The sequence below is a fragment of the Paenarthrobacter nitroguajacolicus genome, assembly GCF_031455195.1.
GTDB classification, from domain to species: domain Bacteria; phylum Actinomycetota; class Actinomycetes; order Actinomycetales; family Micrococcaceae; genus Arthrobacter; species Arthrobacter nitroguajacolicus_D.
This window is the reverse complement of the sequence record NZ_JAVDSH010000005.1, coordinates 386,282-409,806: the sequence shown is the minus strand read 5'-3', so window position 1 is coordinate 409,806 and position 23,525 is coordinate 386,282. Positions and strand designations below refer to the sequence as shown.

22 protein-coding genes and 1 pseudogene are annotated in these 23,525 nt (G+C 63.5%); 11 read left to right on the top strand and 12 right to left on the bottom strand.

Annotation, left to right across the window (positions count from 1 at the left end; genetic code table 11):
• Window positions 1–213 (top strand): hypothetical protein (locus tag J2Y68_RS13850; protein ID WP_309994307.1); only part of this gene is annotated, 213 nt, incomplete at its 5' end.
• 86 nt (window positions 214–299) lie between these two features.
• Here J2Y68_RS13850 and J2Y68_RS13845 read toward each other — a convergent pair.
• Window positions 300–491 carry a YegP family protein gene (locus J2Y68_RS13845; protein ID WP_309994305.1) on the bottom strand — a complete coding sequence of 64 codons (192 nt, stop codon included), beginning with the start codon at window positions 489–491 and terminating at the stop codon, window positions 300–302.
• Between the two features lie 161 nt (window positions 492–652).
• On the opposite strand from J2Y68_RS13845, the gene nboR reads away from it, so the two are divergent.
• Window positions 653–1,288, top strand: a complete 636-nt coding sequence (gene nboR, locus J2Y68_RS13840; protein WP_309994303.1) for a nicotine blue oxidoreductase — start codon at window positions 653–655, stop codon at window positions 1,286–1,288.
• 20 nt (window positions 1,289–1,308) lie between these two features.
• Window positions 1,309–1,767: a GNAT family N-acetyltransferase gene (locus J2Y68_RS13835; protein WP_309994301.1), complete on the top strand. Its 459-nt coding sequence runs from the start codon at window positions 1,309–1,311 to the stop codon at window positions 1,765–1,767.
• Between the two features lie 19 nt (window positions 1,768–1,786).
• On the opposite strand, the gene J2Y68_RS13830 is transcribed toward J2Y68_RS13835, so the two are convergent.
• The 5 genes from J2Y68_RS13830 to J2Y68_RS13810 all read right to left on the bottom strand — a co-directional run bounded on the left by J2Y68_RS13830 (window position 1,787) and on the right by J2Y68_RS13810 (window position 9,173).
• On the bottom strand, window positions 1,787–4,606 hold the full coding sequence (locus J2Y68_RS13830; RefSeq protein ID WP_309994299.1) for a molybdopterin-dependent oxidoreductase: 2,820 nt from the start codon (window positions 4,604–4,606) through the stop codon (window positions 1,787–1,789).
• Window positions 4,596–5,531, bottom strand: a complete 936-nt coding sequence (locus J2Y68_RS13825) for an FAD binding domain-containing protein (protein ID WP_309994297.1) — start codon at window positions 5,529–5,531, stop codon at window positions 4,596–4,598. Before J2Y68_RS13825 ends, J2Y68_RS13830 begins: the two co-directional genes overlap by 11 nt.
• Window positions 5,522–6,757, bottom strand: coding sequence for an XdhC family protein (locus tag J2Y68_RS13820; RefSeq protein ID WP_309994295.1), 1,236 nt, complete (start codon window positions 6,755–6,757; stop codon window positions 5,522–5,524). Before J2Y68_RS13820 ends, J2Y68_RS13825 begins: the two co-directional genes overlap by 10 nt.
• Before the next feature lie 331 nt (window positions 6,758–7,088).
• The gene (locus J2Y68_RS13815; protein ID WP_309994293.1) at window positions 7,089–8,672 is read right to left on the bottom strand and encodes an NCS2 family permease; all 1,584 of its coding nucleotides are present in this window, start codon (window positions 8,670–8,672) and stop codon (window positions 7,089–7,091) included.
• A gap of 6 nt (window positions 8,673–8,678) precedes the next feature.
• Complete coding sequence (locus J2Y68_RS13810) at window positions 8,679–9,173, bottom strand: nucleoside deaminase (protein ID WP_017200639.1); 495 nt, start codon at window positions 9,171–9,173, stop codon at window positions 8,679–8,681.
• A 407-nt stretch (window positions 9,174–9,580) separates the two neighbouring features.
• Here J2Y68_RS13810 and J2Y68_RS13805 point away from each other — a divergent pair, with 407 nt between their 5' ends.
• On the top strand, window positions 9,581–10,921 hold the full coding sequence (locus J2Y68_RS13805) for an 8-oxoguanine deaminase (RefSeq protein ID WP_309994290.1): 1,341 nt from the start codon (window positions 9,581–9,583) through the stop codon (window positions 10,919–10,921).
• Window positions 10,922–11,020: 99 nt separating this feature from the next.
• Here J2Y68_RS13805 and J2Y68_RS13800 read toward each other — a convergent pair whose 3' ends face one another.
• Both J2Y68_RS13800 and J2Y68_RS13795 read right to left on the bottom strand, forming a co-directional pair.
• Window positions 11,021–11,956 (bottom strand): type IV toxin-antitoxin system AbiEi family antitoxin domain-containing protein, encoded by a 936-nt coding sequence (locus tag J2Y68_RS13800; protein ID WP_309994288.1) that lies wholly within the window; start codon window positions 11,954–11,956, stop codon window positions 11,021–11,023.
• A gap of 224 nt (window positions 11,957–12,180) precedes the next feature.
• Window positions 12,181–12,357: a hypothetical protein gene (locus J2Y68_RS13795; RefSeq protein ID WP_211713369.1), complete on the bottom strand. Its 177-nt coding sequence runs from the start codon at window positions 12,355–12,357 to the stop codon at window positions 12,181–12,183.
• 370 nt (window positions 12,358–12,727) lie between these two features.
• On the opposite strand from J2Y68_RS13795, the gene pucL reads away from it, so the two are divergent.
• The gene (gene pucL, locus J2Y68_RS13790) at window positions 12,728–13,642 is read left to right on the top strand and encodes a factor-independent urate hydroxylase (protein WP_284987739.1); all 915 of its coding nucleotides are present in this window, start codon (window positions 12,728–12,730) and stop codon (window positions 13,640–13,642) included.
• A 152-nt stretch (window positions 13,643–13,794) separates the two neighbouring features.
• A complete protein-coding gene (locus J2Y68_RS13785) occupies window positions 13,795–15,303 on the top strand; it encodes a nucleobase:cation symporter-2 family protein (protein ID WP_309994285.1) in 1,509 nt (502 codons plus the stop codon).
• Window positions 15,304–15,501: 198 nt separating this feature from the next.
• Here J2Y68_RS13785 and J2Y68_RS13780 read toward each other — a convergent pair whose 3' ends face one another.
• Window positions 15,502–16,257: an IclR family transcriptional regulator gene (locus tag J2Y68_RS13780; RefSeq protein ID WP_062071662.1), complete on the bottom strand. Its 756-nt coding sequence runs from the start codon at window positions 16,255–16,257 to the stop codon at window positions 15,502–15,504.
• Between the two features lie 220 nt (window positions 16,258–16,477).
• Between J2Y68_RS13780 and J2Y68_RS13775 the strand changes: the two genes are divergently transcribed.
• The 4 genes from J2Y68_RS13775 to J2Y68_RS13760 are packed head-to-tail and all read left to right on the top strand — an operon-like array spanning window position 16,478 to window position 21,587.
• Window positions 16,478–17,878 (top strand): NAD-dependent malic enzyme, encoded by a 1,401-nt coding sequence (locus J2Y68_RS13775; RefSeq protein ID WP_309994283.1) that lies wholly within the window; start codon window positions 16,478–16,480, stop codon window positions 17,876–17,878.
• A 19-nt stretch (window positions 17,879–17,897) separates the two neighbouring features.
• Window positions 17,898–19,496 carry a malate synthase A gene (gene aceB, locus J2Y68_RS13770; protein ID WP_309994281.1) on the top strand — a complete coding sequence of 533 codons (1,599 nt, stop codon included), beginning with the start codon at window positions 17,898–17,900 and terminating at the stop codon, window positions 19,494–19,496.
• Window position 19,497: 1 nt separating this feature from the next.
• Window positions 19,498–20,760 (top strand): DUF6986 family protein, encoded by a 1,263-nt coding sequence (locus tag J2Y68_RS13765; RefSeq protein ID WP_309994279.1) that lies wholly within the window; start codon window positions 19,498–19,500, stop codon window positions 20,758–20,760.
• A 14-nt stretch (window positions 20,761–20,774) separates the two neighbouring features.
• Window positions 20,775–21,587, top strand: coding sequence for a bifunctional allantoicase/(S)-ureidoglycine aminohydrolase (locus tag J2Y68_RS13760; RefSeq protein WP_211713363.1), 813 nt, complete (start codon window positions 20,775–20,777; stop codon window positions 21,585–21,587).
• A gap of 80 nt (window positions 21,588–21,667) precedes the next feature.
• On the opposite strand, the gene J2Y68_RS13755 is transcribed toward J2Y68_RS13760, so the two are convergent.
• Window positions 21,668–21,961, bottom strand: coding sequence for a hypothetical protein (locus tag J2Y68_RS13755; protein WP_309994275.1), 294 nt, complete (start codon window positions 21,959–21,961; stop codon window positions 21,668–21,670).
• A 9-nt stretch (window positions 21,962–21,970) separates the two neighbouring features.
• Entirely contained in the window at window positions 21,971–22,276 is a 306-nt protein-coding gene (locus tag J2Y68_RS13750) for an MmcQ/YjbR family DNA-binding protein (protein ID WP_309994273.1), read from the bottom strand.
• Between the two features lie 58 nt (window positions 22,277–22,334).
• Here J2Y68_RS13750 and J2Y68_RS13745 point away from each other — a divergent pair.
• A pseudogene (locus J2Y68_RS13745) lies at window positions 22,335–22,598 on the top strand (VOC family protein); the annotation flags it as partial.
• Window positions 22,599–22,613: 15 nt separating this feature from the next.
• Here the strand turns inward: J2Y68_RS13745 and J2Y68_RS13740 are convergent.
• On the bottom strand, window positions 22,614–23,519 hold the full coding sequence (locus J2Y68_RS13740) for a carbohydrate ABC transporter permease (RefSeq protein ID WP_309994270.1): 906 nt from the start codon (window positions 23,517–23,519) through the stop codon (window positions 22,614–22,616).
• Window positions 23,520–23,525 lie beyond the last annotated feature (6 nt).

Here is a 23,525-nt window from a genome sequence, read left to right as displayed (position 1 = left end):
TCCCTCGGAGCAGACGGCTTCGGCTTCTCCGACACCCGCCAAGCCGCACGCCGCTACTTCAAAAACGACACCCACTCCATCGTCGCCAAAACCCTGCAGATGCTGGCGGCGAGGGGCGAGGTTGAGGAGGGCGCGCCGTCGTACGCCATTGACCGCTACAAGCTGCTCGATGTGAACGCCGGCACCACCGGCGGAGCGGGCGGCGACGCCTAAGCCCCAACAACAACAAATGGCGGCAGTGTTCGTGTTGAACACTGCCGCCATTTGTCGTTCAGCTGCACCTCGCGGTGCCGGGTAGGTCAGGTGCCCAGATTCCTCCGGTCGACGACGAAACCTGTGGCCGCATTCTCGCGAACGGCGTTGATACCGGCCACAACGGCCTTCAGGTTCGGAAATTGAGGCGACACTGCCACCACCGTGCCGTCGTCGGCTGTGAGCCGGAATCGGAATGAATCAGTACCTGCCTTGAGAATCTCGAAACTACCCGCCATTTTCCCCTGTCCCTTAACGCGTCGTTGCGTCCTCGAGCTGACTTCATAACTCCCTCATCGACCATAACGGCCATTTCGCGGGGCTAAAAGCCCTACTCATCAGTAGTTTGAAACCGATATTGGTAGATCAAATGGAAAGCCCACAAGGAGCTAGAGACCGCATGCAACGCCGCGCGTATGGTGAGGATATGACTCAATCCGGCACGCCCACCACGGGCGTCCTGCTCGCTGCGGGCGCCGGCACCCGCCTGGGGCGCGGCCCCAAGGCGCTGCTGCCCTTCCGCGGGCGCACGCTGGTGGAAGTACTCGCCGACACGCTTTTCGACGGTGGTTGCAGCGAGGTGGTGGTGGTAGTCGGAGCCGAGGCCGACCACGTTCGGAACAACACCGAACTGGGCGGACATACCGTGGTTGAGAATCAGAATTGGGCCAAAGGGATGGCCGGGTCCTTCCGTGCAGGCATCGACGCCGCCGCACCGGGAAACAACATCATGGTGGCTTTGGTGGACCAGCCCGGATTAACCCCGACGGCGGTCAGCAGGTTGCTGGGCGGCCATCGTCCAGGGCGGGTCACCGCCGCCGCCTACCCTGATGAGTCAGGGAGGCTGAAGCGCAGGCACCCGGTGATTTTCGACGTCGGGCTTCGAGCCGAAGCGGCCGCGGCCGCCAATGGCGACACGGGCGCGCGGTCCTTCCTCAAGGCGCATCCCGGCCTGGTGGACCTGGTGGATTGCAGCGACCTTTGCTCAGGTGAAGACCTGGACACCAAGGATCAGCTGCATCTTTTGGACGGATAGCGGCGGGTAAATTAGGGTGCATGATCAGCATCGAGATTGACGATCCAGCGCGCCCTGATGTCCACAAGCTCCTCAGCGAACACCTGGCCGACATGTTCGCCACCTCGCCCGCAGAAAGCGTGCACGCATTGGACCACTCGGCGTTGTCGCACGACGCGATCACTTTCTGGACTGCCCGCGAGGACGGTGTCCTGCTCGGATGCGGGGCGCTGAAGGCGTTGTCCCCGGGGCATGCCGAGATCAAGTCGATGCGCACCACGGCCAATGCCCGGGGACGTGGCGTGGCAACCCGCATGCTTGAACACATCGTCAAGGAAGCCGGCCGACGCGGATACGAACGGCTCAGCCTGGAAACCGGCACCGAGGACTACTTCGCCCCGGCGCGGCGCCTGTACGAACGGCATGGGTTCACCGAATGCCCGCCGTTCGCGGATTACACCCTGGACCCGAACAGCGTCTTCATGGAGCTCCCCCTCTAGCGGGCTGAGTGGGGTTGGGTTAGTTGCGGATCAGGGTCCGATCGCGGAGCGCCAGATAGATCTTGTCCCGGGCGATGGGCAGCTCAGCGAAACGGATCCCCGTTGCGTTGCGGATGGCGTTGGCCAGCGCCGGTGCCACCGGGTTGAACGGACTCTCGCTCATGGACTTGGCGCCAAGTGGGCCAGTGCTGTCGTTGGTTTTGGCGAAATAGACCTCGCTCCTGGGCACGTCCGCGAACGAGGGAATGTGATACTGCCGCAGGATATCCGTGGTGACCCGACCGGCGTCGTCCACTTTAACTTCCTCGTACAGCACCGCACCGAGGGCCTGCGCGATTCCGCCCTCGATCTGCCCACGGCACTGCCGCGGGTTGACCACCACACCGGCGTCGGCGGCCTGCACGCTCTGCAGGATCCTCAGCTCACCGGTTCCCGTGTTCACGGCAACCCGGAAGCCGTGAACGTTGAAGGCCACCGAACGCGGCGTTCCTCCCCAGTTTCCGTCGGTGGCGAGGCGGACGCCTTGCAGCCGGGCGGCGTCGACGATTTCCGTGAGCTGCACCGTCCGGTCGCCGCACTGGACAGCCCCATCCACCAAACGGCACTCCGTCAGCGCCACCCCTGTGAGCGAGGCCGCGACGGTCTGGATGCGGGTAGCCAATTCCAGCGCCGCACCCAGGGTCGCTTTGCCGGCAACCACCGTTCCCGCGGACCCGAAGGCACCGGTGTCGTGCTCCACGAGGTCGGTATCGGACTGGCGCACGGTCACCTTGGACGCTGAGGTAGCCAGCGCCGTGGCCGCCAGCTGCGCGTGTACTGTGGTGGTGCCGTTCCCGAATTCGGCAGTACCGACGTCGACGGCGAACCTTCCATCCGCTTCCAGGCTCACCCGGGTGTGGGCGAAGTGGCCGCGGGGCGGGACGGTGTCGATCATGGACAGCGCTGAACCTTCGCCGATGGCCCATTCGGGGCCGAGGTCATCGAGTCCCGCTGCACGGTAGCGCTCCTTGCCGCGGTCCAGGGCGTCGCGTACCAAGGCCACGCACTGGTCCAGGCCGTAGCTGCCATAGTGCACGTCTTCTTCAGGCTCCGGAGTTGTGGACAGCATGTGGTCACCGGGACGGACCATGTTCTTGAGGCGGAACTCCAAGGGATCCATGCCAATCCCAACAGCGAGCTCGTCGATGGCCGATTCGATCGCGAAGATCATCTGGCTCAACCCGTAGCCCCGGAAAGCCCCGGCGGGAACAGTGTTGGTGTAGACGGCGTGGGCGTCCACCTTCTTGTTCACGCACTTGTACACCGCCAAAGACTCGCCGCAGCCGTGGAACATGACGCCGGGAGCGTGGTTTCCGTAGGCGCCGGTGTTGGTAAGGACGTTCAACTGCAACGCGGTCAGGTAACCGTCCTTGTTGGCGCCCGCCTTGAGGTGGATGGTGAACGGGTGCCGGGTGGTGGTTGCCGTGAACTGCTCGGTCCGGGTGAACTCGAGCTGCACGGGACGCTTCAGGGCAAGGGTTGCCAATGCCACCAGATCTTCGGTAAGGACTTCCTGCTTTCCACCGAAACCGCCGCCGACCCGGCCGGCCACTACGCGGATGGTTTCCGGTGGCAGGTTGAACAACCGGCTCAACGTGCGCTTCACCAGGAACGGGACTTGGGTGGAGGAACGGACAACCAACCGTCCTTCCTCATCGAGCCAGGAAATGGACGAGTGGGTTTCCATGGCCACGTGCTGCACCCGCTGGGTTTGGTACGTGTGCTCGTGGATGTAGTCCGCCTCAGCGAAACCGTCCTGTACGCTGCCCAGTTCCGCGTGGACCTCGGCCACCACGTTCTGGAGCGGCCTGGAAATGCGGGATTCGACGCCGTCTTTCTCGCCGTGAATCGCCGGGGCACCGGGAAGGATGGCGTCCTGGGGCGTGAAGACCGGTTCAAGGAGTTCGTACTCCACGGCCAACGCACGCGCACCGGCTTCGGCCGCGCCCACGGATTCGGCCACTACCGCGGCAACGCGCTGCCCGATGAACCGCACAACGTTGTCCAGGACCCGGGTGTCATCGGGATCGTCAGTGAAATTCTCGTGTTGGGCCGTGGAGAAGAGTTGCTGCGGCGCGTCCTCGTGAGTGAACACGGCAACCACGCCCGGCACAGCCAACGCCGGGGCCTTATCGATGGACACGATCCGGGCGTGCGGATGCGGCGAACGGGCCAGCTTGAGGTGCAGCAAACCAGGCAGCTGTTCAGCCGGAACGTCCAAGGTGTACCGTGCGGTTCCTGTCACCACGGCGTCGCTGGCCAGGGCGGGGACATTGTCGCCAAGCCGGCCAGGGATGGCCTCAACAGCGGCCTGTGACTGCGCCCCGGAAACGTCAGCTCCGGCGTCGTGCTGGTGTTGGCCGCCGTGGCCTCCGTCGTGGTCACAGACGGCGTCCGCGATGGAGCGATAGCCGGTGCAACGGCACAGGTTTCCCTTGAGGTTCCGGGGCAGATTGGCGCGTTGTTCGTCGTCGAAGGTGGCGGCTGTCATCATCATGCCTGCGGTACAGAAGCCGCACTGGAAACCCTGGCCATGGTGGAACTGCTCCTGCACAGGGTGCAGTTGTCCGTCCTTGGCGAGGCCCTCGATGGTGGTAACCGCTTTGCCCTCGGCGCGGACGGCCGGGTAGATGCAGCTGTGCACCGGGGTTCCGTCGACGTGGACGGTGCAGGCTCCGCAGTCGCCGCCGTCGCATCCCTTCTTGACGCCGAAGTTGCCCTCCTCCCGGAGGAAGGTGCGGAGGCATTGGCCTGGTCGGGGTGTGGCCTGCGAGGCAGCGCCGTTGATCTCAATTGCCATGGGAGGCCTCCTTCTGGGTGCCGGGGATTTCGGGTTGCGTGGACGGCTGGGCCGACGTGGCGTGCGGCGGCCAGAAATCGCCGGACACGGTCATCGACTCGTCCATCAATTCCGCCCGTATCTCCTCGGCCAGCTTGAGCGTCATGTCGCGGCGCCATGCCGGCAGCCCGTGGATATCGTCGTGGTACAGCGGCCAGGGAATGGAACGTTCGACGGCGTCAGCCAGCGTCCGCGCGTCGGGAACCTTCCCGGCGGGGAACCTTAGTTGCACCGGGCGCTTGGTCGAGGCAGTCACCGTGATGACCAGGCCGAACACGGGATCCAACCTGCCAATCAGCAACACGCCCGAGCGGCCAAGGTTGCTCAGCGACAAGCGCCTGAACGCCACCCGGGCCGAGAGTGCCTCGGCAGGGAGGTGGATACTGCGCAGCAACTCCCCCGGGGCGAGGACAGTCTGCATATCGCCGATCACGAAGTCGGCAACCGGGACCGTGCGGCTGGAACCGTCGGGGCTGAGGATGGTGGCGATTCCATCGAGTCCGGCGCAGAGCGAAGTCATGGGTCCTGCAGGCAGGCCAGTGCAGATGTTGCCGCCCACGGTGGACATGTTCCAGATTTTGAAGGACGCCACGAACGAGTCGCAACTTGGCCGGATCAAGGCCAGTCCGGGCCACTCGCGGTGGGTTGTGTCTGCACTTGCCGGCAAGGCGTAGAGCTCAGCGACGGTGCAGGTGGCAGCCAATTCAATGCCGTCGTCGGTGACGGTGACGGCAGGCCAGCCGGCGTCGCCGAGGTCAAGGAGTCGTTTGAGGACGGTGCTTCCGTAGGAGAAAAGGACCGTGCCGCCGGCGAGCCAGGCATCGCCGTCGCGCCACTGGGCCGGGTCCGTAGTGGGCACCACGGCCTCGATGGTGTTCATGTCCATGGGTCCTCCTGAGTGAGGTGTTGAGGTGCTGGGTGAATCGGGCCGGTGCCGTCTTTAAGGGAAGGGAAACCGGGCGTGCCGTGCTCTTCCCTGGGACCCGGTCCGCGCTCGGCGATGATCTCGGCCGTGATGGAGACCGCCACTTCTGCCGGGGTCACAGCACCAAGGTTCAAGCCGATGGGTGAGTGCAGCCGTGACAGGAACTCGGTGGAGGTGCCTGCCTCGAGGAGGGCGTCGATCCGTTGGCGGTGGCTGCGGCGGGATCCCATCGCGCCAACGTAGGCCAGGTTGAGGCGGAGGGCGGCCTCCAGCAACGGGATGTCGAATTTGGGGTCGTGGGTCAGGACGCAGACTACGGTCCGGGAATCGATGCGACCCGCTGCGGCTTCAGCCTCGAGATAGCGGTGGGGCCAGTCCGTCACTACCTGGTCGGCTCCGGCGAAGCGACCTTGCTGCGCGAAGGCCGGACGCGCATCGCACAAAGTGACCTCGTAGCCAAGCAGTTGCCCGGCGGGAAGCAACGCGGCACCAAAGTCGTTGGCGCCAAAGACCAGCATCCTCGCTGCAGGCAACCTGCTTTCGACAAACAAGGTTATGGGCTGTGGTTCTTCTTCTTCACGGGGTGGCGCAGCCAACCTCTCGGCTGTCACCCAACCCTCGATGCAGCCCTCGGGCGGGGCCAGCCGGACCAATCCTGCGCGGCCACCTTGGAGGAGCGGCTCCACTTGGGCGGCTGCCGCGAACAGCGTAGCGGGGTGGTCACCCACCAGTTTGGCCAGCTCTTCCGATTCCATGGCACGGAACCGTACGGGATCCGCCACCACCATCACTCCGCCACCGGCATCAAGGCGGCGGATGAGTGCGGCGGGCCGGTGGGTTTCGGCCAGCATTGAGAGTTCGGGCGAGCCTTCCTGCAGCGGCTGGATGTGGACTTCCAATTCCCCTCCACAGGTGAGCCCAACGGCGAACGCGTCTTCGGGACTGTATCCGAAGGACTCAAGGCGGGGGCCGCCGTCGCGCATTGCTTCCAAAGCGGCCTCCACCACGGCACCCTCTACGCAACCACCGGACAGGCTGCCCAGGATTTCGCCGCGCTCGGAGACCATCATGGACGTCCCCAGGGGCCGCGGCACGGAGCCGCCAGTCCCTACGATCGTGGCCACAGCGCATCGTTGGCCGGAGACCGCCGTCCGCCAGCCGCCCAGTGAAGGCATCAGATCCAGCATGGCAACACATCCTTATTCCAGGTGTCCCGGCCAGGTGGCCCGGCCGGAGCAGTGCGCGATCTTGCCTCATAATCTCATTCGCAGAGGCTGTTGAGGGGTAGTCGCGGCTGTTCAGTAAAAGTTCAGTCAGTAAGAGTTCATAGGAACGGGGGCAAGGGCTTCATCTCCCTGCCCCCGTTCCCTGACGGAGCATCGGCACCCAACCGCCGCCCGCCGTCGTGCCTGCTTTCAGGGACGACGACGGCGGGCGCCTATTCGTGCGGTGGGTATCGACGGACCGCCGATCGGAGTGCCGGAATGGTGCCCTCCGGCGCGGGCTGGGGGTTCCGGGCTAGACGCCCATCAGTGCGTTGATGGGACCCCGTGCGAAGTAGATGATGAAGCCAACCGTGACCACCCACATGAGCGGATGGACCTTCTTGGCCCTGCCCGACGCTGCACTGATGACGGCGAAGGAGATGAACCCGACGCCGATGCCGTTGGCGATGGAGTAGGTCAGCGGCATGGTCACGATAGTGAGGAAGGCAGGGAGCGCGATGGAGAACTTGGTGAACTTGATCTCGCGGATCTGCGCCATCATCATCGCACCCACCACCACCAGTGCTGCAGCAGCTACTTCCAGCGGTACAACCGACGTGAGCGGCGTGAAGAACATCGAACCCAGGAACAGCAATCCGGTGACCACGGAGGCCAGGCCCGTGCGGGCACCTTCGCCGATACCGGCCGCGGAATCGATGTACACGGTGTTGGACGAACCGGACGTTGCGCCGCCCACTACTGCACCCATGCCCTCAACAATGAAGGCCGACTTCAGCTTGGGGAACGTACCGTCCTTGTGGGCCACGCCTGCGCTCTTGGCCAGGCCGGTCATGGTACCCATGGCGTCGAAGAAGTTGGTGAACACCAGGGTGAAGACCAACATGGTGGCCGCCAATCCGCCGATCCGTGCGAACGAGCCGAAGAGATCGAACTGGCCCACCAGGCTGAGGTCCGGCACGGACACCAGCTGGCTCGACAGGATCGGTACATTCAAGTGCCAGCCGCCGGGGTTGGTGGCACTGCCCGGACCAATGTGGAAGATGGCCTCGACAACAGCGGCAAGGACAGTGGTGGCGACAATGCCGATGAGCAGGCCGCCTTGGATTTTGCGTGCCACGAGGATGCCCATGGCCAACAGCCCGACGATGAAAACAAGCGTGGGGATGGAAGTGATGGAGCCATCATTGCCGAGTTGGACCGGCGGCCCGCCCGCGGTGGGACGGACGAAGCCGGAGTCAACGAAGCCGATGAAGGCGATGAACAAGCCGATGCCAACGGTGATGGCGGCTTTGAGTTCCTTGGGGACTGCCTTGAAGATCGCCGTCCGGGCACCGGTGGCACCGAAGAGGACGATCAGGATGCCGTTGATGACCACCAGTCCCATGGCTTCTGGCCACGTGACTTCCTGGATGACCGCGACGGCGAGGAACGAGTTGATGCCCAGACCGGCCGCGAGACCAAAGGGAAGGTTGGCGACCAGGCCGAAGATGATGGTCATGACGCCGGCGGTGAGGCCGGTGACCGCACCGACCTGCGCAGCCGAGAGCCAGCCACCAGCGACGTCGGTGGGTGCGTTCTCTGCCGAGAAGCCACCCAGGATAAGCGGATTCAGGATGACGATGTACGCCATGGTGAAGAACGTGACCAGACCGCCGCGGAATTCGCGGGCCAGCGTGGAGCCACGCTTGGAGATCTGGAAAAACTTGTCCAGGAAGGAGTTCGACACCGGGGGCTTGCCTTTGCCGCCTGCCAGGCCGGTTGCCGTGTGCTTTGCCGCTGTGGGCTCTGCGCCTTTGCCTCCGTTGGGGAGGAGCGCAGCCTGCTTTTCAGCTGCTGTCTGCATTTCTGCGGTATCCAGGATTTCCATGTCAGCCACCGGGCCCTAGTAATCAATCCTGGAATCAAGCGTGTTCCATGTGTTGAACGGCTGGAGGGCCGCCGGAGCCTGGGGGTCGCCCAGTTCCAGCTTGGCTACCGGCATCAGCGCGTCCCGGTTGTCGTTCTCGAAGTACTCGTAGAAGACGGCGTCGTCGAAGCCGACGGATGCGGCGTCGTGACGGTCTGCGGCGAAGAACACGCGGTCAACGCGTGCCCAGAGCGCGGAGGCCAGGCACATGGGGCATGGCTCGCAGCTGGTGTAAAGGGTTGCTCCGCTCAAATCGAAGGTTCCCAGTTCGCGGCAGGCGTTACGGATAGCCGTGACTTCTGCGTGTGCGGTGGGATCGTTTGTGGCGGTAACGCGGTTGACGCCTTCGAAGGCTCGTCCGTCCGCGGTGACAATGACGGCGCCGAAAGGGCCACCACTGTTCAGGACATTGGCTGTTGCCAGCTCAATGGAGGTGGCCAGGAATTGCTCGGCCGTGACGGTTGTACTCATGTTGCGACTTCCTTAGTGCTGAGGAAGCCAGGTGACCTGTTTGGGGGCGCTACAGAAAGGAGCTCCAGTTAGCTTGGTTACCAGGCTTCAGCATGTGCGATGAAGGTTAAGTTGCGCCTGGTAGATAGCTTCCCGAGGTCCGGGTGCCCGCCTTTGGCAGTTAGAGCGTAGCACCACGTTTGTGAGCCGCGCCATAGTTTTTTGAAAATTTAATTTCGTCATGCGAAATTACTTTGTCTGCTCCGGTGCCGCCAAATGTGACCGCGGCCGGCCCGCGGGCGTTGACTGCCGCCGTCGTGCATTCTACGCTTTGGGGACCCGACGCCCCCGGCGCCCGGGAAACCTGGATCAGCAGACAGGGCCTAACTGAGCTGGAACGCGAACACGCCGACCAGACAAGGACCTCCATGCTTTGGATCAAAAACCCGCTGGGTATCTTCACCGCCAACGACCTCGACGCCGGCAACGGCCTGGTGGTCTCCGACGACGGAACCATCGTTGAACTCGTGCCCTCCGGCGCTGAGCCCTCCATGCCGTGTTCCGTGTTCGACGCGTCCTCCTACGTGGTGCTGCCGGGCCTGATCAACACGCACCACCACTTCTACCAAACCCTCACCCGGGCCTGGGGACCCGTGGCCAACGCACCCCTGTTCCCGTGGCTGCAGAACCTCTACCCCGTGTGGGCGCGGCTCACCCCGCGCAGCCTTGAGCTTGCCGTGCAAGTTGCCCTGGCCGAGCTGCTGCTGTCCGGCTGCACCACCGCAGCCGACCACCACTACCTCTTCCCCGACGGCATGGAAGACGCCATCGACATCGAGGTGTCTGCAGTACGGTCCATGGGAATGCGGGCCACCTTGACGCGCGGTTCCATGACCCTGGGAGAGGACGACGGCGGGCTGCCGCCCAGGACCACGGTCCAGTCGCCCGAAGCGATCCTTGCGGACAGCGAACGCCTGATTCGCAAGTACCACGAGACAGGTCCCGGCGCTGTTGTGCAGATCGCGCTTGCCCCGTGCTCGCCCTTCTCGGTGACCAAGGAAATCATGGCCGAATCAGCGGCGATGGCTGAACGCTTCGACGTCCGGCTGCACACTCACCTTGCCGAAACCATCGACGAGGAAGACTTCTGCCAGTCCATGTTCGGCCTGCGGACCGTGGATTACCTGGAGTCCGTGGGCTGGCTCGGGTCCCGCACCTGGCTGGGACACGGCATCCACTTCAACGACGAGGAGATCGCCAGACTGGGAGCCGCGGGCACCGCCGTCGCGCACTGCCCAACCTCCAACATGCGGCTCGCTTCCGGTACGGCACGGGTGTTGGAACTGGAAGCCGCGGGCGTTCCGGTGGGGCTGGGAGTGGACGGATCGGCGTCGAATGATGCGTCCAACATGATCCTTGAGGCACGGCAGGCACTGTACTTGCAGCGGCTCCGCTACGGTGCCTCCGTTCCCGTGTCCCGTGCGTTGGGGTGGGCGACGCGTGGGTCCGCAGCAGTCCTGGGGCGCTCGGACATCGGCCAGTTGGCCCCCGGGATGCAGGCCGACCTGGCCTTGTTTAAGCCCGACGAGCTTCGGTTCTCCGGCAGCCATGACCCCGTAGCGGCGTTGTTGCTGTGCGGTGCCGACCGTGCTGACCGGGTGATGGTGGGCGGCTCCTGGCGCGTCGTTGACGGGGCGATCCCGGGCCTGGACGTGGCCGGGCTGATCGCCGAGCACTCTGCGGCTGCGCGGAAGTTGGTGGCTGGGTAGGTTTTGTCCGGAGTGGCCGTGGCCGTCGGTCACATCCCGCCGTTTCGATGCTTCGCTGCGCATAAGACGGCAGGAGTCGTCGAGTGCGCAGGGATTCGTCTATTCGGCCGCACGGAGAGTTCGCAGCACGCGCATCTTGAAGTCGCGCTCCTGGAACAGATCCCGCCATTTGATGCGAATGAACCTCCAGCCGATCTCGGTCAGGGCCTTTTCACGCTGACGTTCTTGGAAGATCACCTCATCCGTTGGCGCGTAGTCGAAGTATTTGATCCTGCCGTCGAACTCCAAGGCCACCTTCTTGTCGCGCCAGGCTAAGTCCAAACGGTGCCGGCCCTCAACCGTGCGGACTTCAACCTGGAGTTCCGGTGGTTCAATATGGAGACGCTGTAGAAGTTCCCGACTTAGAGTCTCACCCGGGGACTCAGAGCGGGGATCGGCATTTTCCAAAGCCCGTCGCAACGAAAGCACTCCGTTTCTTCCGGACAGAAATTCGCACATCTGCGTCAACCTTGCGACATCAGCACCTATGCGGAGGGCATGATCCATCAAGACAAGACTTTGCCGATAGCCCAACATCAGGCAACAGTCCACCACCGTCCGCTCCAGCGATGTACACGGCAGCCCGTCCACGAAGACGACATCGTCCTCCTTGAGCATCGTGGTGTGGGCGACTACGTCGCGGCCATGCGAAATCGACGACGGTGTGGTCTTCTGGGTGATGTGCACACGATCGTCCACGTCCCACAGGAACAAACGGTGGAGGCGCGCTGCAGAGGTGTGGCTGTAAACCAAGCCACCGCCTGACGTTGCCAGTGTCCCGTGGGCGTGCGCGGCGATCAGTTGCCGGCTTCGGATCCACGGTTTTTGCGCCGCCCAGGTGCGTCCACGAATGTAGCACCCCCGGCGGAGCCTAACCAGCGCTCCCCTTCGCACCAACGCAGCAATGGCACGGGCATTGAATCCCGCCTCATTGAGCTGGCTGGTCCGCCACAAGTCCATGCCGGACGGAAGCTCCCTGGGGTTCACATTGTTCATGAACCAAGTCTCGGTAGGCCGCGCGTTCATGGACAGGCGCCCTCAACCCTATGTGGAAAAGTCCACTTCGATGGCTTGCTGCGGGCTAGATGGCTCTTACCATCTAGCCCGCAGCGATGCATCGAAACGGGCCGTCCGCACGCAAAAGGCGGGCGGCACCTCCCCAGGTACCGCCCGCCTCGTTGGCTCTGTTGCGCAGAGTCCGCGCCCCTTCGCTGCAGGTCTTAGGGGCGCTGCCGGCCGAACACCGGGAGCCCGCGCAGCCAACGGGAGAACCCGCCGGCTTTGCGGTCGCAGTCGGCCGGAATGTAGAAGTCCGGATCTGTTGCACCAAAGGGCAGGTACAGCTCCTGACCCGGCGCCGGGAATTCCACGACGTTGTTCGTATCCTTCGAGTCCATCTGTTCCTCCTCTTTCTCATGCAAACAGTTTCCGCACTTCGGAAAACTTTTATTGTTATGTGGAAAGTGTAGGCAGCGGACAAACTACGCGTCAAGAGCCCCTCCGGAGCAAAGTGAGTTGCCCCGGTCACATTTGGGTAGTTCATAACGATCCTTGGGAACCCGTATACACAGGCCGAAACCATGAGCTACTCTCGAATCAGTTCGTGGCGTAGGTCACGTAACCTGAGAGCAGCAGGCAGGGTCGTAATGAGCTGGCATCAATGGATGTCGGCTCTTTTTTGTTGGGTCGGCTCCACCAGAAACGCGGTGGAAACACGCGCTTAATTTCATTGATGGAACCTAGGTTCCACGTCACAGAAGTTGGGATATGACCATGAGCAACAACATCGTCCTCGGCGAAAACCAGTACGGCAAAGCAGAAGTCCGCGTCGTCAAGGTCACTCGGGATACGGACCGCCACCACATCGAAGACCTGAACGTCACCTCGCAGCTGCGCGGCGACTTCCAGGCAGCCCACCTCGAAGGCGACAACGGCCACGTCGTTGCCACCGACACCCAAAAGAACACGGTCTACGCTTTCGCTCGTGAAGGCATCGGCTCCCCCGAAGCCTTCCTCCTGCGCCTTGCCGATCACTTCACCGGTGGGTTCGACTGGGTAACCGGCGGACGCTGGGAAGCCGAGGCCTACAGCTGGGATCGCATCCAGGCACACGGCGAGGGACACGACCACAGCTTCGTCCGCAACGGACAAGAGGTGCGTACCGCCGTCGTCGTCCGTGATGGCGCAACCACGCACCTGATCAGCGGCCTCAAAGACCTGACCGTCCTCAAGACCACGCAGTCCGGCTTTGTCGGCTACCCGCGGGATAAGTACACCACCCTGCCGGAAACCACCGACCGCATCCTTGCCACCGACGTATCCGCCCGCTGGCGCTACAACACCAACCTGGACTTCGCCGGTACGGACTTCAACAAGAGCTACGAGGACATCAAGGCCCTCCTGCTGGAAGGCTTCACCGAGAACTACTCCCACGCCCTGCAGCAGACGCTGTTCGACATGGGCAAGAAGGTCCTCGAAGCACACAGCGAAGTGGACGAGATCAAGTTCTCCATGCCCAACAAGCACCACTTCCTGGTTGACCTGAGCCCGTTCGGCCTGGATAACCCCAACGAGGTCTTCTTCGCGGCTGATCGCCCGTACGGCCTCATCGAGGCAACCGTCCAGCGCGAAGACATCGACGCTGCACCCGTTGCATGGAGCGGCATCGCCGGCTTCTGCTAAACCGCACTACCAACGGGTTTGTGTACAGGCCCCCCACGGCGCCCCGTCAAGGCCGGACCTGTACACAAACCCAACCCCAAAAACCTCAAGATTTGTTAGCCAGACACAGTTAGCCAGACGAAGGCGTCTGCCATGAACCCAGAAAGTCTGCCATGAACATCAAGAAGAAATCCCGCCCTGCGAATACCACCTCTTCGCAGAAACATCAGTCGGAACGGCCAGAGGACAAGCGCCTCTCGATCGGAAGCACGTTCGCTTACGGCTTCCAGCACGTCCTCACCATGTACGGCGGAATCATTGCCCCGCCCCTGATCATCGGTGCAGCGGCCGGCATGAACTCACAGGACATCGGCCTTTTGATCGCCGCCTGTTTGTTTGTGGGCGGGCTCGCCACCATCCTTCAGACGGTGGGCATCCCGTGGTTCGGCTCGCAGCTGCCGTTGGTCCAGGGCGTGTCCTTCGCCGGCGTTTCCACCATGGTGGCGATCGTCCAGGGTGGCGGTGGGATCCAGGCGGTGTTCGGCTCGGTGATCGTGGCCTCGCTGATCGGTTTGGCCATCACTCCCCTGTTCTCGAAGATCATCAAATTCTTCCCACCTGTGGTTACGGGCACGGTGATCACCACCATTGGGCTCACCCTGATGCCGGTGGCCGCGAACTGGGCCATGGGCGGCAACGCCAAGGCTGACAACTACGGCAGCATGGCCAACATCGGATTGGCCGCAGCAACCATGGGCATCGTTCTGCTCCTGAGCAAGGTTGGCAACGCCGCGATCTCCCGGCTCTCGATCCTGCTGGCCATGGTAATCGGCACCATCATTGCGCTCATTGCCGGCATGGCAGACTTCTCCAAGGTTGGCCAGGGCGACATCGTTGCTTTCCCCACACCCTTCGCTTTCGGTGCACCCACCTTTGAAGTCGCAGCCATCATCTCCATGCTGATCGTTATCCTGGTGACCCTCACCGAGACCTCCGCGGACATCATCGCGGTGGGCGAGATCGTGGACACCAAGGTTGATTCGCGCCGCATCGGTGACGGACTCCGCGCCGACATGCTCTCCAGCGCCATCTCCCCGCTGTTCAACTCCTTCACGCAGAGCGCTTTCGCCCAGAACGTTGGCCTCGTTGCCATCACGGGCATCAAGAGCCGCTTCGTGGTCAGTGCCGGCGGCCTCATCCTGGTGATCCTGGGCCTCCTGCCGATCCTGGGCCGCGTTGTCGCAGCGGTTCCGACGCCCGTCCTGGGCGGCGCCGGCGTCGTACTTTTCGGTACGGTTGCCGCCAGCGGTATCCGTACCCTGGCCAAGGTTGAGTACAAGAACAACATGAACCTGATCATCGTGGCGGCCTCGATCGGCTTCGGCATGATCCCGATCGCCGCGCCGAAGTTCTACGACCAGTTCCCGTCCTGGTTCTCCACGATCTTCCACTCCGGCATCAGCTCCGCAGCTGTCATGGCGATCCTGCTCAACATCCTGTTCAACCACTTCAAGGCCGGCAACTCGGACAATCAGTCGGTGTTCGTTGCAGGAACGGACCGGATTGTCAGCGAAGAGGACATCAAGTGCCTCAGCGAAGGTGACCGCTTTGAGAACGGCAAGCTGATCGACGCCGACGGCAACGAGGTCCCACTCAAGACCTCCAGCGCGTCAGAGCACTAGCACCCTCCCGCAGATGACAGGCGGCAGTGTTTCCTTGGGGGACACTGCCGCCTTCTGCGTTGGGGGAAAGCGTACGACGGCGGCACCCGCCTTGGCGGAGCGGCCACCCGCCAGCTCAGCGACCTCGCCGCGGTGACAGCTAACGCCCATGCTTTTGGGAAACATGGGCGTTAAGTGCCAACTCGGCGGGAAGTGGAGCTAGTTCTGGTTGAGCTCCGCGGAGATCGCCTTGGCTGCTTCACGCAGCATGGGCACAGCACGATCGGCGAAGCTCTGGTCGACGCGGGTGATCGGCCCCGACACGGAGATTGCCGTGGGGGTGGGCGCATTGGGTACGGCCATGGCGAAGCAGCGGACGCCGAGCTCCTGCTCTTCTTCGTCGATGGAGTAGCCACGTTCGCGAATCAGTGCAAGGTCCGCGAGCAGGGAGTCAATGTCGCCGATGCTCTTGGCCGTAGGCGTGGGCATGCCGGTGCGGGCCACGATGCCACGGACAACCTCGTCGTCCAGCTGGGCCAGGATGGCTTTGCCGACGCCGGTATCGTGCGTGTGGGCGCGGCGGCCAACTTCGGTGAACATGCGCATGGAGTGCATGGACGGGACCTGGGCCACGTAGATGACCATGTCCGAGTCCAGGACAGCCATGTTGGAGGTCTCACCGAGGCGTTCAACGAGCGTCTTGAGCTGCGGACGGGCTACGGCACCGAGTTGCTTGCTGGCACCTTCGCCGAGCCGGATGAGGCGGGGGCCCAGGGCGTAGCGGCGATTAGGCAGCTGGCGGATGTAGCCAAGGGAGACCAGCGTCCTCAAAAGGCGATGGATTGTAGGCAGGGGCAAGTCCGTGGACGAGGAGAGCTCGCTCAGGGTGACGTCGCCGCCAGCGTCCGTGATCAGTTCCAGCAGTTCAAAGACGCGCTCTACGGACTGCACGCCTCCGGAGGCTTTTTCAGCCATTCCCTTGTCTCCAATGACTCAGATTCCGACAACTCTTATCCGCATCGTGAAAAGAATTGCTTAGAACACCCAACATACAGCACACATGCCACCGGCGCGACGACACCGATCATGACCAAGCCGGGGGTTGTGTTTCCACTTTGTAGATAATAATATCCATAATACGAAAACATTTAGTAGGAACGGCGGCCCGGGAACGGGCCTAACAGGAGGAATTTCAATGGCGAATCCGAGCCCCGGAAACTCGATCACCCTGCGCGTCGCCGCACCGTCGAGCTTCACCGCTACCAGTGAACTGGCAGCAGCCGTCGGCGCAGCCGGTGCAGCAATCACCGCGCTGGACGTCACGGAATCCCACCACGAGACGATCGTCGTTGACGTCACCTGCAACACCACCGATGACGATCACGCAGCCCGCGTCAAGGACGCCCTGAACGCACTCGACGGCGTCACCGTCCAGCACGTTTCGGACCGCACCTTCCTCATGCACCTCGGCGGCAAGCTCGAGGTCGTCCCCAAAGTAGCCCTGCGCAACCGCGACGATCTCTCGCGTGCCTACACTCCCGGCGTCGCGCGTGTTTGCATGGCCATCGCAGAAGACCCGGCCGCCGCCCGCAACCTCACGGTTAAGCGCAACACCATCGCGGTCCTCACTGACGGTTCCGCCGTCCTGGGCCTGGGTAACATCGGCCCGGCCGCGGCCCTCCCGGTCATGGAAGGCAAGGCCGCACTGTTCAAGCAGTTCGCCAACGTTGACGCCTGGCCGGTCTGCCTGGACACCCAGGACACCGAAGAAATCATCATGATCGCCAAGGCCATGGCCCCCGTTTACGGCGGCATCAACCTTGAAGACATCGCTGCACCGCGCTGCTTCGAAATCGAGAACCGCCTCCGCGAAGAACTGGACATCCCGGTCTTCCACGATGACCAGCACGGCACCGCGATCGTCACGCTCGCGGCCCTTGTCAACGCCCTCCGCGTCGTGGACAAGAAGCTGTCCGAGGTCAAGATCGTGGTTTCCGGTGTCGGTGCTGCCGGCTCGGCCATCATCCAGCTCCTGAAGGCCCAGGGCGCGCAGCACATCATTGCCGCGGGCCGCTCCGGAGCCATCCACTCGGGTGAGGAATACAGCGACGAGCACCGCAGCTGGATCGCCGCGAACACCAACGAAGAAGGTTTCTCCGGTACGCTCCACGACGCCCTCAAGGGTGCGGATGTCTTCATCGGCGTCAGCGCCCCGCACGTGATCGGCGAGGAGCAGGTTGCCTCGATGGCCGATGACGCGATCGTGTTCGCCATGGCCAACCCGACGCCGGAAATCGATCCTGTCATCGCGTCCAAGCACGCCGCCGTGGTGGCAACGGGCCGCAGCGACTTCCCGAACCAGATCAACAACGTGCTGGCCTTCCCCGGATTCTTCCGCGGGCTGCTGGACGCCGGAGCATCGGACATCACGCCGAACATGCTGGTGGCCGCGGCCGAGGCAATTGCCAACAGGGTGGCTGACGATGAGCTGAACGCGAGTTACATTATCCCCAGCGTCTTCGATCCCCATGTTGCCGCCGATGTGGCTGCTGCCGTAGCTGCTGCTGCGCACGCCAACGCCGCCAGCGCACTCTAGAACAAAGGAATCCGCTCACATGGCTATCACAGTCACCGATCCCCGGCCGATCGACCGCGCCGAGGAAATCCTCACCCCCAAGGCACTGGCCTTCATCGAGGAACTGCACAAGCGCTTCGCCGGCACCCGAAACGAGCTGTTGGAAGCACGCAAGGTTAAGCGCCAGAAGGTTGCCGACACGTCCCGCCTGGACTTCCTTCCGGAAACCCAGGAAATCCGCGACGGCGACTGGAAAGTCGCCGAGGCACCGGCAGCTCTGCAGGACCGCCGCGTTGAAATGACCGGCCCCGCAACCCCGGCCAAAATGGCCATCAACGCCCTCAACTCCGGCGCCAAGGTGTGGCTGGCTGACCTCGAAGATGCCAGCACTCCCACGTGGCCCAACGTCATCGACGCCATCCTGAACCTCCGGGACGCCGCCCAGGGAACCCTGAGCTACACGTCGCCGGAAGGCAAGGAATACCGTCTCCGCACGGACGCTCCCCTGGCCGTTGTTGTTGCCCGCCCCCGCGGCTGGCACATGGAGGAACGGCACCTGCTGATCGACGGCCAACCCGCCGTGGGTGCGCTGGTGGACTTCGGCCTGCACTTCTTCCACATCGCCAAGCAGCTGCTCCTCAACGGCCACGGCCCGTACTACTACCTGCCCAAGATGGAGAGCCACCTGGAGGCACGCCTCTGGAACGATGTCTTTGTCTTCGCGCAGGACTTCCTCGGCATCCCGCAGGGCAGCGTCCGCGCCACCGTGCTGATCGAAACCATCCCGGCAGCATTCGAAATGGACGAGATCCTCTACGAACTGCGCAACCATGCTTCAGGTTTGAACGCCGGACGCTGGGACTACCTCTTCAGCATCATCAAGTACTTCCGTGATGCCGGCGAAGAGTTCGTGCTCCCGGACCGCGCCACCGTGGCCATGACGGCTCCGTTCATGCGCGCCTACACCGAGCTCCTGGTGAAGACCTGCCACAAGCGTGGTGCCTTCGCCATGGGTGGCATGGCCGCCGTCATCCCCAACCGCAAGCAGCCCGACGTCACCGCCGCAGCCTTCGATAAGGTCCGCGCCGACAAGACCCGCGAAGCAAACGATGGCTTCGACGGCTCATGGGTTGCCCACCCGGACCTGGTTCCCACCTGCCGCGAAGTGTTCGACTCCGTCCTGGGCGACCGCCCCAACCAGCTGGACAAGCAGCGCCCCGAGGTGAACGTCACCGCCGAGCAGCTGATCGACGTCGCCTCCGCCGGCGGCACCGTGACAGAGGCCGGCCTGCGCCTGAACCTGTACGTCGCCGTCGCTTACACCGGCGTCTGGATCTCCGGCAGCGGTGCCGTAGCCATCCACAACCTCATGGAAGACGCCGCGACGGCAGAAATCTCCCGCTCGCAGGTGTGGCAGCAGCTCCGCAACAAGTCGATCCTTGCTGACACGGGCAACACGGTGACCCGCGAACTGGTGACCCGCATCCTGGGCGAAGAGACCGAGCGCCTGCGCATCGAATTCGGCGACGAGAACTTCACCAAGTACTACGAGCCGGCGTCCAAGCTGATCGAGGACATTTGTCTCTCCGATGAGTACACGGACTTCCTGACCACACCCGCGTATGAGCTGGTGGGCTGAGATGGGATCATTCTCTTCCTCAGACCTCGCCCACATCGAGGCGCAACTCGCTGCCACCGACCAGTTGCTCGACCGCAACTACCCCGGCGACGACGGCTCCCGCCAGCCCATCCACACCGTTTACATCCCGGCAGACCGCTTCACGCCCACCTTCGTGGCGGACTGGGGCGCCCAGGCACTCGCGACGGCGGAAGCTCACGGCGGACTCGAAAAGCTCGGCCGGCTGCTGGGCCAGGAGCCCGACCTTGCTGCGGCCGTTGCTTCACGGGTTGCTTCCAAGCTTTCCTCGGAGCCCATTGAGGACCTGCGGCTCGATTTCGAAGACGGCTACGGTGACCGCGGCGACGAGGCAGAAGACGCCGACGCCGTTGCTGCCGCCAACGCCGTCGCGGCTGCGGTTTCGGCCGGAACTGCTCCGCCGTTCATTGGCATCCGCTTCAAGTGCTTCGAGGCCCCCACCCGGGCCCGCGGCCTGAAGACCCTGGACCTGTTCGTGTCCACGCTCGCGGCCGCCGGGGAACTCCCAGCCGGACTGATCCTCACCCTGCCCAAGGTCACCACGGTGGCCCAGGTTCAGGCCATGGACTACGCGGTGTCCCGGCTTGAGGAAGTCCACGGTCTTCCCGCCGGCCGGCTTCGTTTTGAGGTGCAGGTGGAAACGCCGCAGCTCATCATCGGCGCTGACGGAACCTCGCCTGTGGCACAGCTCCCCCACGTCGTTCCGGGCCGCATCAGCGCCCTGCACTACGGGACCTACGATTACAGCGCTTCGCTGGGCATCTCCGCCGAGTACCAGTCCATGGAGCACCCTGTGGCCGACTTCGCCAAGGAAGTCATGCAGCTCGCTGTTGCCGGTACGGGAATCCGTCTCTCTGACGGTTCCACCAACATCATCCCCGTGGGTGACGCAGTGGAAGACGCTTGGAAACTGCACGGCCGACTGGTCCGACGTTCCCTGGAAAACGGCTACTACCAAGGGTGGGATCTCCACGCCGCCCAACTGCCCAGCCGCTTCTCGGCGTCGTACGCTTTCTACCGCGAAGGCTTGCCCGCCGCGGCACTGCGCCTACGCAACTACGTCGAACGCACCGAAGGCGGCGTCATGGATGAGCCCGCCACTGCCCGCGCGCTGGCCGGCTTCGTCCTCCGCGGCGTCCAGTGCGGCGCCGTGGGGACCGACGAGGTCAAGGCACTTGCCGGCGTCGAACTTTCACAGCTGACCGCGCTGGCGCACCCGCGGCTCGCACAACCGACTTCCCACTGATAAGGAGCACACGCATGGGTAAGTACTACTACCCCGAGGGCGGGCTGCCCCCGCAGACCCACCTGACCACCGAACGGGCCATCGTCACCGAGGCCTACACGGTGATCCCCAAGGGCGTCATGACGGACATCGTCACCAGCAACCTGCCAGGCTTCTCCAATACCCGCTCCTGGATCATCGCGCGGCCGATCTCCGGCTTCGCCACCACGTTCTCCCAGCTGATCGTCGAGATCGGCGCGGGCGGCGGGGCTCCCAAGGCCGAGTTCGAGGCAGGCGTCGAAGGCGTCATCTTCGTCACCAAGGGCCAGGTCAACCTGACTCTCGACGGAGAACTGCACCACCTCGAAGAGGGCGGCTACGCCTACCTCGCCGCGGGTTCGGAGTGGGGCTTGGAGAACGTCTCCGACGACATCGTCTCCTTCCACTGGATCCGCAAGGCCTACGAGCGGCTCGAAGGCTTCGAAGCCAAGTCCTTCGTCACCAACGAGAAGGACGTGGAGCCCACCTCCATGCCGGACACCAACGACGTCTGGAAGACCACCCGCTTCACGGATTCCAGCGACCTGGCACACGACATGCAGGTCAACATCGTCACGTTCCAGCCCGGCGGCGTGATCCCCTTCCCGGAAACCCACGTCATGGAGCACGGCCTGTACGTGCTCGAGGGCAAGGCCATGTACCTGCTCAACAACGACTGGGTTGAGGTGGAGGCCGGCGACTTCATGTGGCTGCGCGCGTTCTGCCCGCAGGCCTGCTACGCCGGTGGTCCGGGCGAGTTCCGTTACCTGCTGTATAAGGACATGAACCGCCAGGTGAAGCTCACCTAGGTTTGATGCTTGCGCCGAGATCGCCGGAAAGCTGCCAGTTCGCTGGAGCTATCCGGCGATTTCGCGTTTCTCCGGCGAACTCAGCGTCGACGCCCCACGGCCAGCCCCGCCCAGAACGCGAGGACCAGCAGGCCAACCCCCGCCACGGCCAAGCCGAGCTGCGTCCCCTTACTCACGAATGAGCCGTTGTCCCCCACGAACACACTGTCGCTCAGCGGCGCGTAGGCAAACCAGCCAATCTGGTCACTCATGCCGTTCCACGCCACGATCACGCCCACAACCACGGCGATTAACCCCAGCAAAGGCACGACGACGGCAGAGACCCTGCGGGCAGGCTTCGGTGTGCTGTGTTCCCCAAGTTTGTGTTCCCCCATGCGGCGAGTCTAGCCCGCCCCGCCGGCGATTCTGTACGACTCCTGCAGCAACTCGTCGAGCTCCCCCACGTCGATCTTTTCCAGCCGGATCAGCATCAGCTTCGGGGATTGCTCGTGATGCGGGGTCCAGAAAAAGGTATCGGGATTCATGGCCGCGAGCGCCTCGCGTTCGTCGGTCTTCACCGTAAGGACCCCGTCCTCCCACATCCGGGCCATGAGCGTCTTGGTGAACCACGCCGGTTGCCTCCAACTCAAGCGTTCGCTGACACCCGGCATCTCCAGGCAGATCCTCCTGACGTCCTCTTCTGTGGCCATGGTTCACTGTGGCACTGGCGCTTGTCCCACGACAAGGGATCCGGCCGCGGCTAGGCTGGGCGATGACACCTGGGTGATCCTGGTGCCAGCGTCAGGCCCCGGGCCCCAACTCGCCCTCATGCTGAGCGAAACCCCTGTGCAGGAGCATCCCCGCACCCACCTCGATCTCTACGCGGATGACCAGGCCGCAGAGATTGAACGGCTCATCGGGCTCGGCGCCCAACGTGTGGACTGGGACCTGTACCCCGAGGATCCGGACTTCGTGGTTCTTGCAGATCCTGACGGCAACCGCTTCTGCGTAATCGACAAAAGTCCGCGGTAGCAACGCCGTCGGGGGCTATTTGCCCATCCCGAGTGTCAGTCCCTCCGTCAACCGCCGGCCCAACCATACATAGATGATGAGCATCGGCAGGACCACGATCACGAGGCCTGCAAACAGTCCGCCCCAGTCGGCTCCTGAGTAGGTCTGCTGCTGCACGAAGGAAATCAGAGCCACGGGGAGCGTGTATTTCTCGGTGGATTGAAGCAGGGTCAAGGCCAGAAGGGTCTCGTTCCAGTGCGAGATGACCTGGAGGATGAAGGCGGTGAGGATGCCTCCCTTCGCCAATGGCAACGTGATGCGCCAGAACGTCCCGAAGGCCGTGGTCCCATCCAGTGCCGCTGCCTCTTCCATTTCCAAGGGCAGGGAGCGGAAGAACGCGGTCAGAAGGAAGACTGTGAACGGCATGGAAACCCCAATGTAGACGAGGTTCAAGCCGATGATGCTGTCCGTGAGGTACACCTTGTTCAGCATCACGAACAGCGGAATCAGGATGACCTGCGCCGGAATGCCGAGGCCCAGGATGAAGTAGAGGCTCAGGCCACGGGTGAGCTTGTTGTCCACCCGACTCAGGTAGTACGCGCACGGTGCGGCGATGGCGACGGTCAAAACCGAAGACACCACAGTGGTCAGCAGGCTGTTCCACGTGGCCACCGCGAAGTCTCCCACGGTCCAAGCCCGAACGAAGTTGCTGAAGTCCAGGGACGCCGGGACGCCCCAGGGGTCGTCCAGAATGGACCGGGTGTCCCTGAAGGCCTGCGCCACCATCCACACCAGGGCTGCAATACTGATCGCGACCACCAGCCACAGCAGCCCCACGCCGATACCGCGGACCACGCTGCGCTCCCCGCGCAGGGCGGGACTGACGCCACGGCGTCCCCGCCTGCGGGCAGTCACGGGAGCCAGCAATTTGTATTCGCTCATGACATT

Bases quoted from the DNA above. Each gene is read 5' to 3' on its own strand.
- J2Y68_RS13845 (WP_309994305.1), bottom strand. From the start codon at position 491: ATGGCGGGTAGTTTCGAGATTCTCAAGGCAGGTACTGATTCATTCCGA.
- nboR (WP_309994303.1), top strand. From the start codon at position 653: ATGCAACGCCGCGCGTATGGTGAGGATATGACTCAATCCGGCACGCCC.
- J2Y68_RS13835 (WP_309994301.1), top strand. From the start codon at position 1,309: ATGATCAGCATCGAGATTGACGATCCAGCGCGCCCTGATGTCCACAAG.
- J2Y68_RS13830 (WP_309994299.1), bottom strand. From the start codon at position 4,606: ATGGCAATTGAGATCAACGGCGCTGCCTCGCAGGCCACACCCCGACCA.
- J2Y68_RS13825 (WP_309994297.1), bottom strand. From the start codon at position 5,531: ATGGACATGAACACCATCGAGGCCGTGGTGCCCACTACGGACCCGGCC.
- J2Y68_RS13820 (WP_309994295.1), bottom strand. From the start codon at position 6,757: ATGCTGGATCTGATGCCTTCACTGGGCGGCTGGCGGACGGCGGTCTCC.
- J2Y68_RS13810 (WP_017200639.1), bottom strand. From the start codon at position 9,173: ATGAGTACAACCGTCACGGCCGAGCAATTCCTGGCCACCTCCATTGAG.
- J2Y68_RS13805 (WP_309994290.1), top strand. From the start codon at position 9,581: ATGCTTTGGATCAAAAACCCGCTGGGTATCTTCACCGCCAACGACCTC.
- J2Y68_RS13800 (WP_309994288.1), bottom strand. From the start codon at position 11,956: ATGAACAATGTGAACCCCAGGGAGCTTCCGTCCGGCATGGACTTGTGG.
- J2Y68_RS13795 (WP_211713369.1), bottom strand. From the start codon at position 12,357: ATGGACTCGAAGGATACGAACAACGTCGTGGAATTCCCGGCGCCGGGT.
- pucL (WP_284987739.1), top strand. From the start codon at position 12,728: ATGACCATGAGCAACAACATCGTCCTCGGCGAAAACCAGTACGGCAAA.
- J2Y68_RS13785 (WP_309994285.1), top strand. From the start codon at position 13,795: ATGAACATCAAGAAGAAATCCCGCCCTGCGAATACCACCTCTTCGCAG.
- J2Y68_RS13780 (WP_062071662.1), bottom strand. From the start codon at position 16,257: ATGGCTGAAAAAGCCTCCGGAGGCGTGCAGTCCGTAGAGCGCGTCTTT.
- J2Y68_RS13775 (WP_309994283.1), top strand. From the start codon at position 16,478: ATGGCGAATCCGAGCCCCGGAAACTCGATCACCCTGCGCGTCGCCGCA.
- aceB (WP_309994281.1), top strand. From the start codon at position 17,898: ATGGCTATCACAGTCACCGATCCCCGGCCGATCGACCGCGCCGAGGAA.
- J2Y68_RS13765 (WP_309994279.1), top strand. From the start codon at position 19,498: ATGGGATCATTCTCTTCCTCAGACCTCGCCCACATCGAGGCGCAACTC.
- J2Y68_RS13760 (WP_211713363.1), top strand. From the start codon at position 20,775: ATGGGTAAGTACTACTACCCCGAGGGCGGGCTGCCCCCGCAGACCCAC.
- J2Y68_RS13755 (WP_309994275.1), bottom strand. From the start codon at position 21,961: ATGGGGGAACACAAACTTGGGGAACACAGCACACCGAAGCCTGCCCGC.
- J2Y68_RS13750 (WP_309994273.1), bottom strand. From the start codon at position 22,276: ATGGCCACAGAAGAGGACGTCAGGAGGATCTGCCTGGAGATGCCGGGT.
- J2Y68_RS13740 (WP_309994270.1), bottom strand. From the start codon at position 23,519: ATGAGCGAATACAAATTGCTGGCTCCCGTGACTGCCCGCAGGCGGGGA.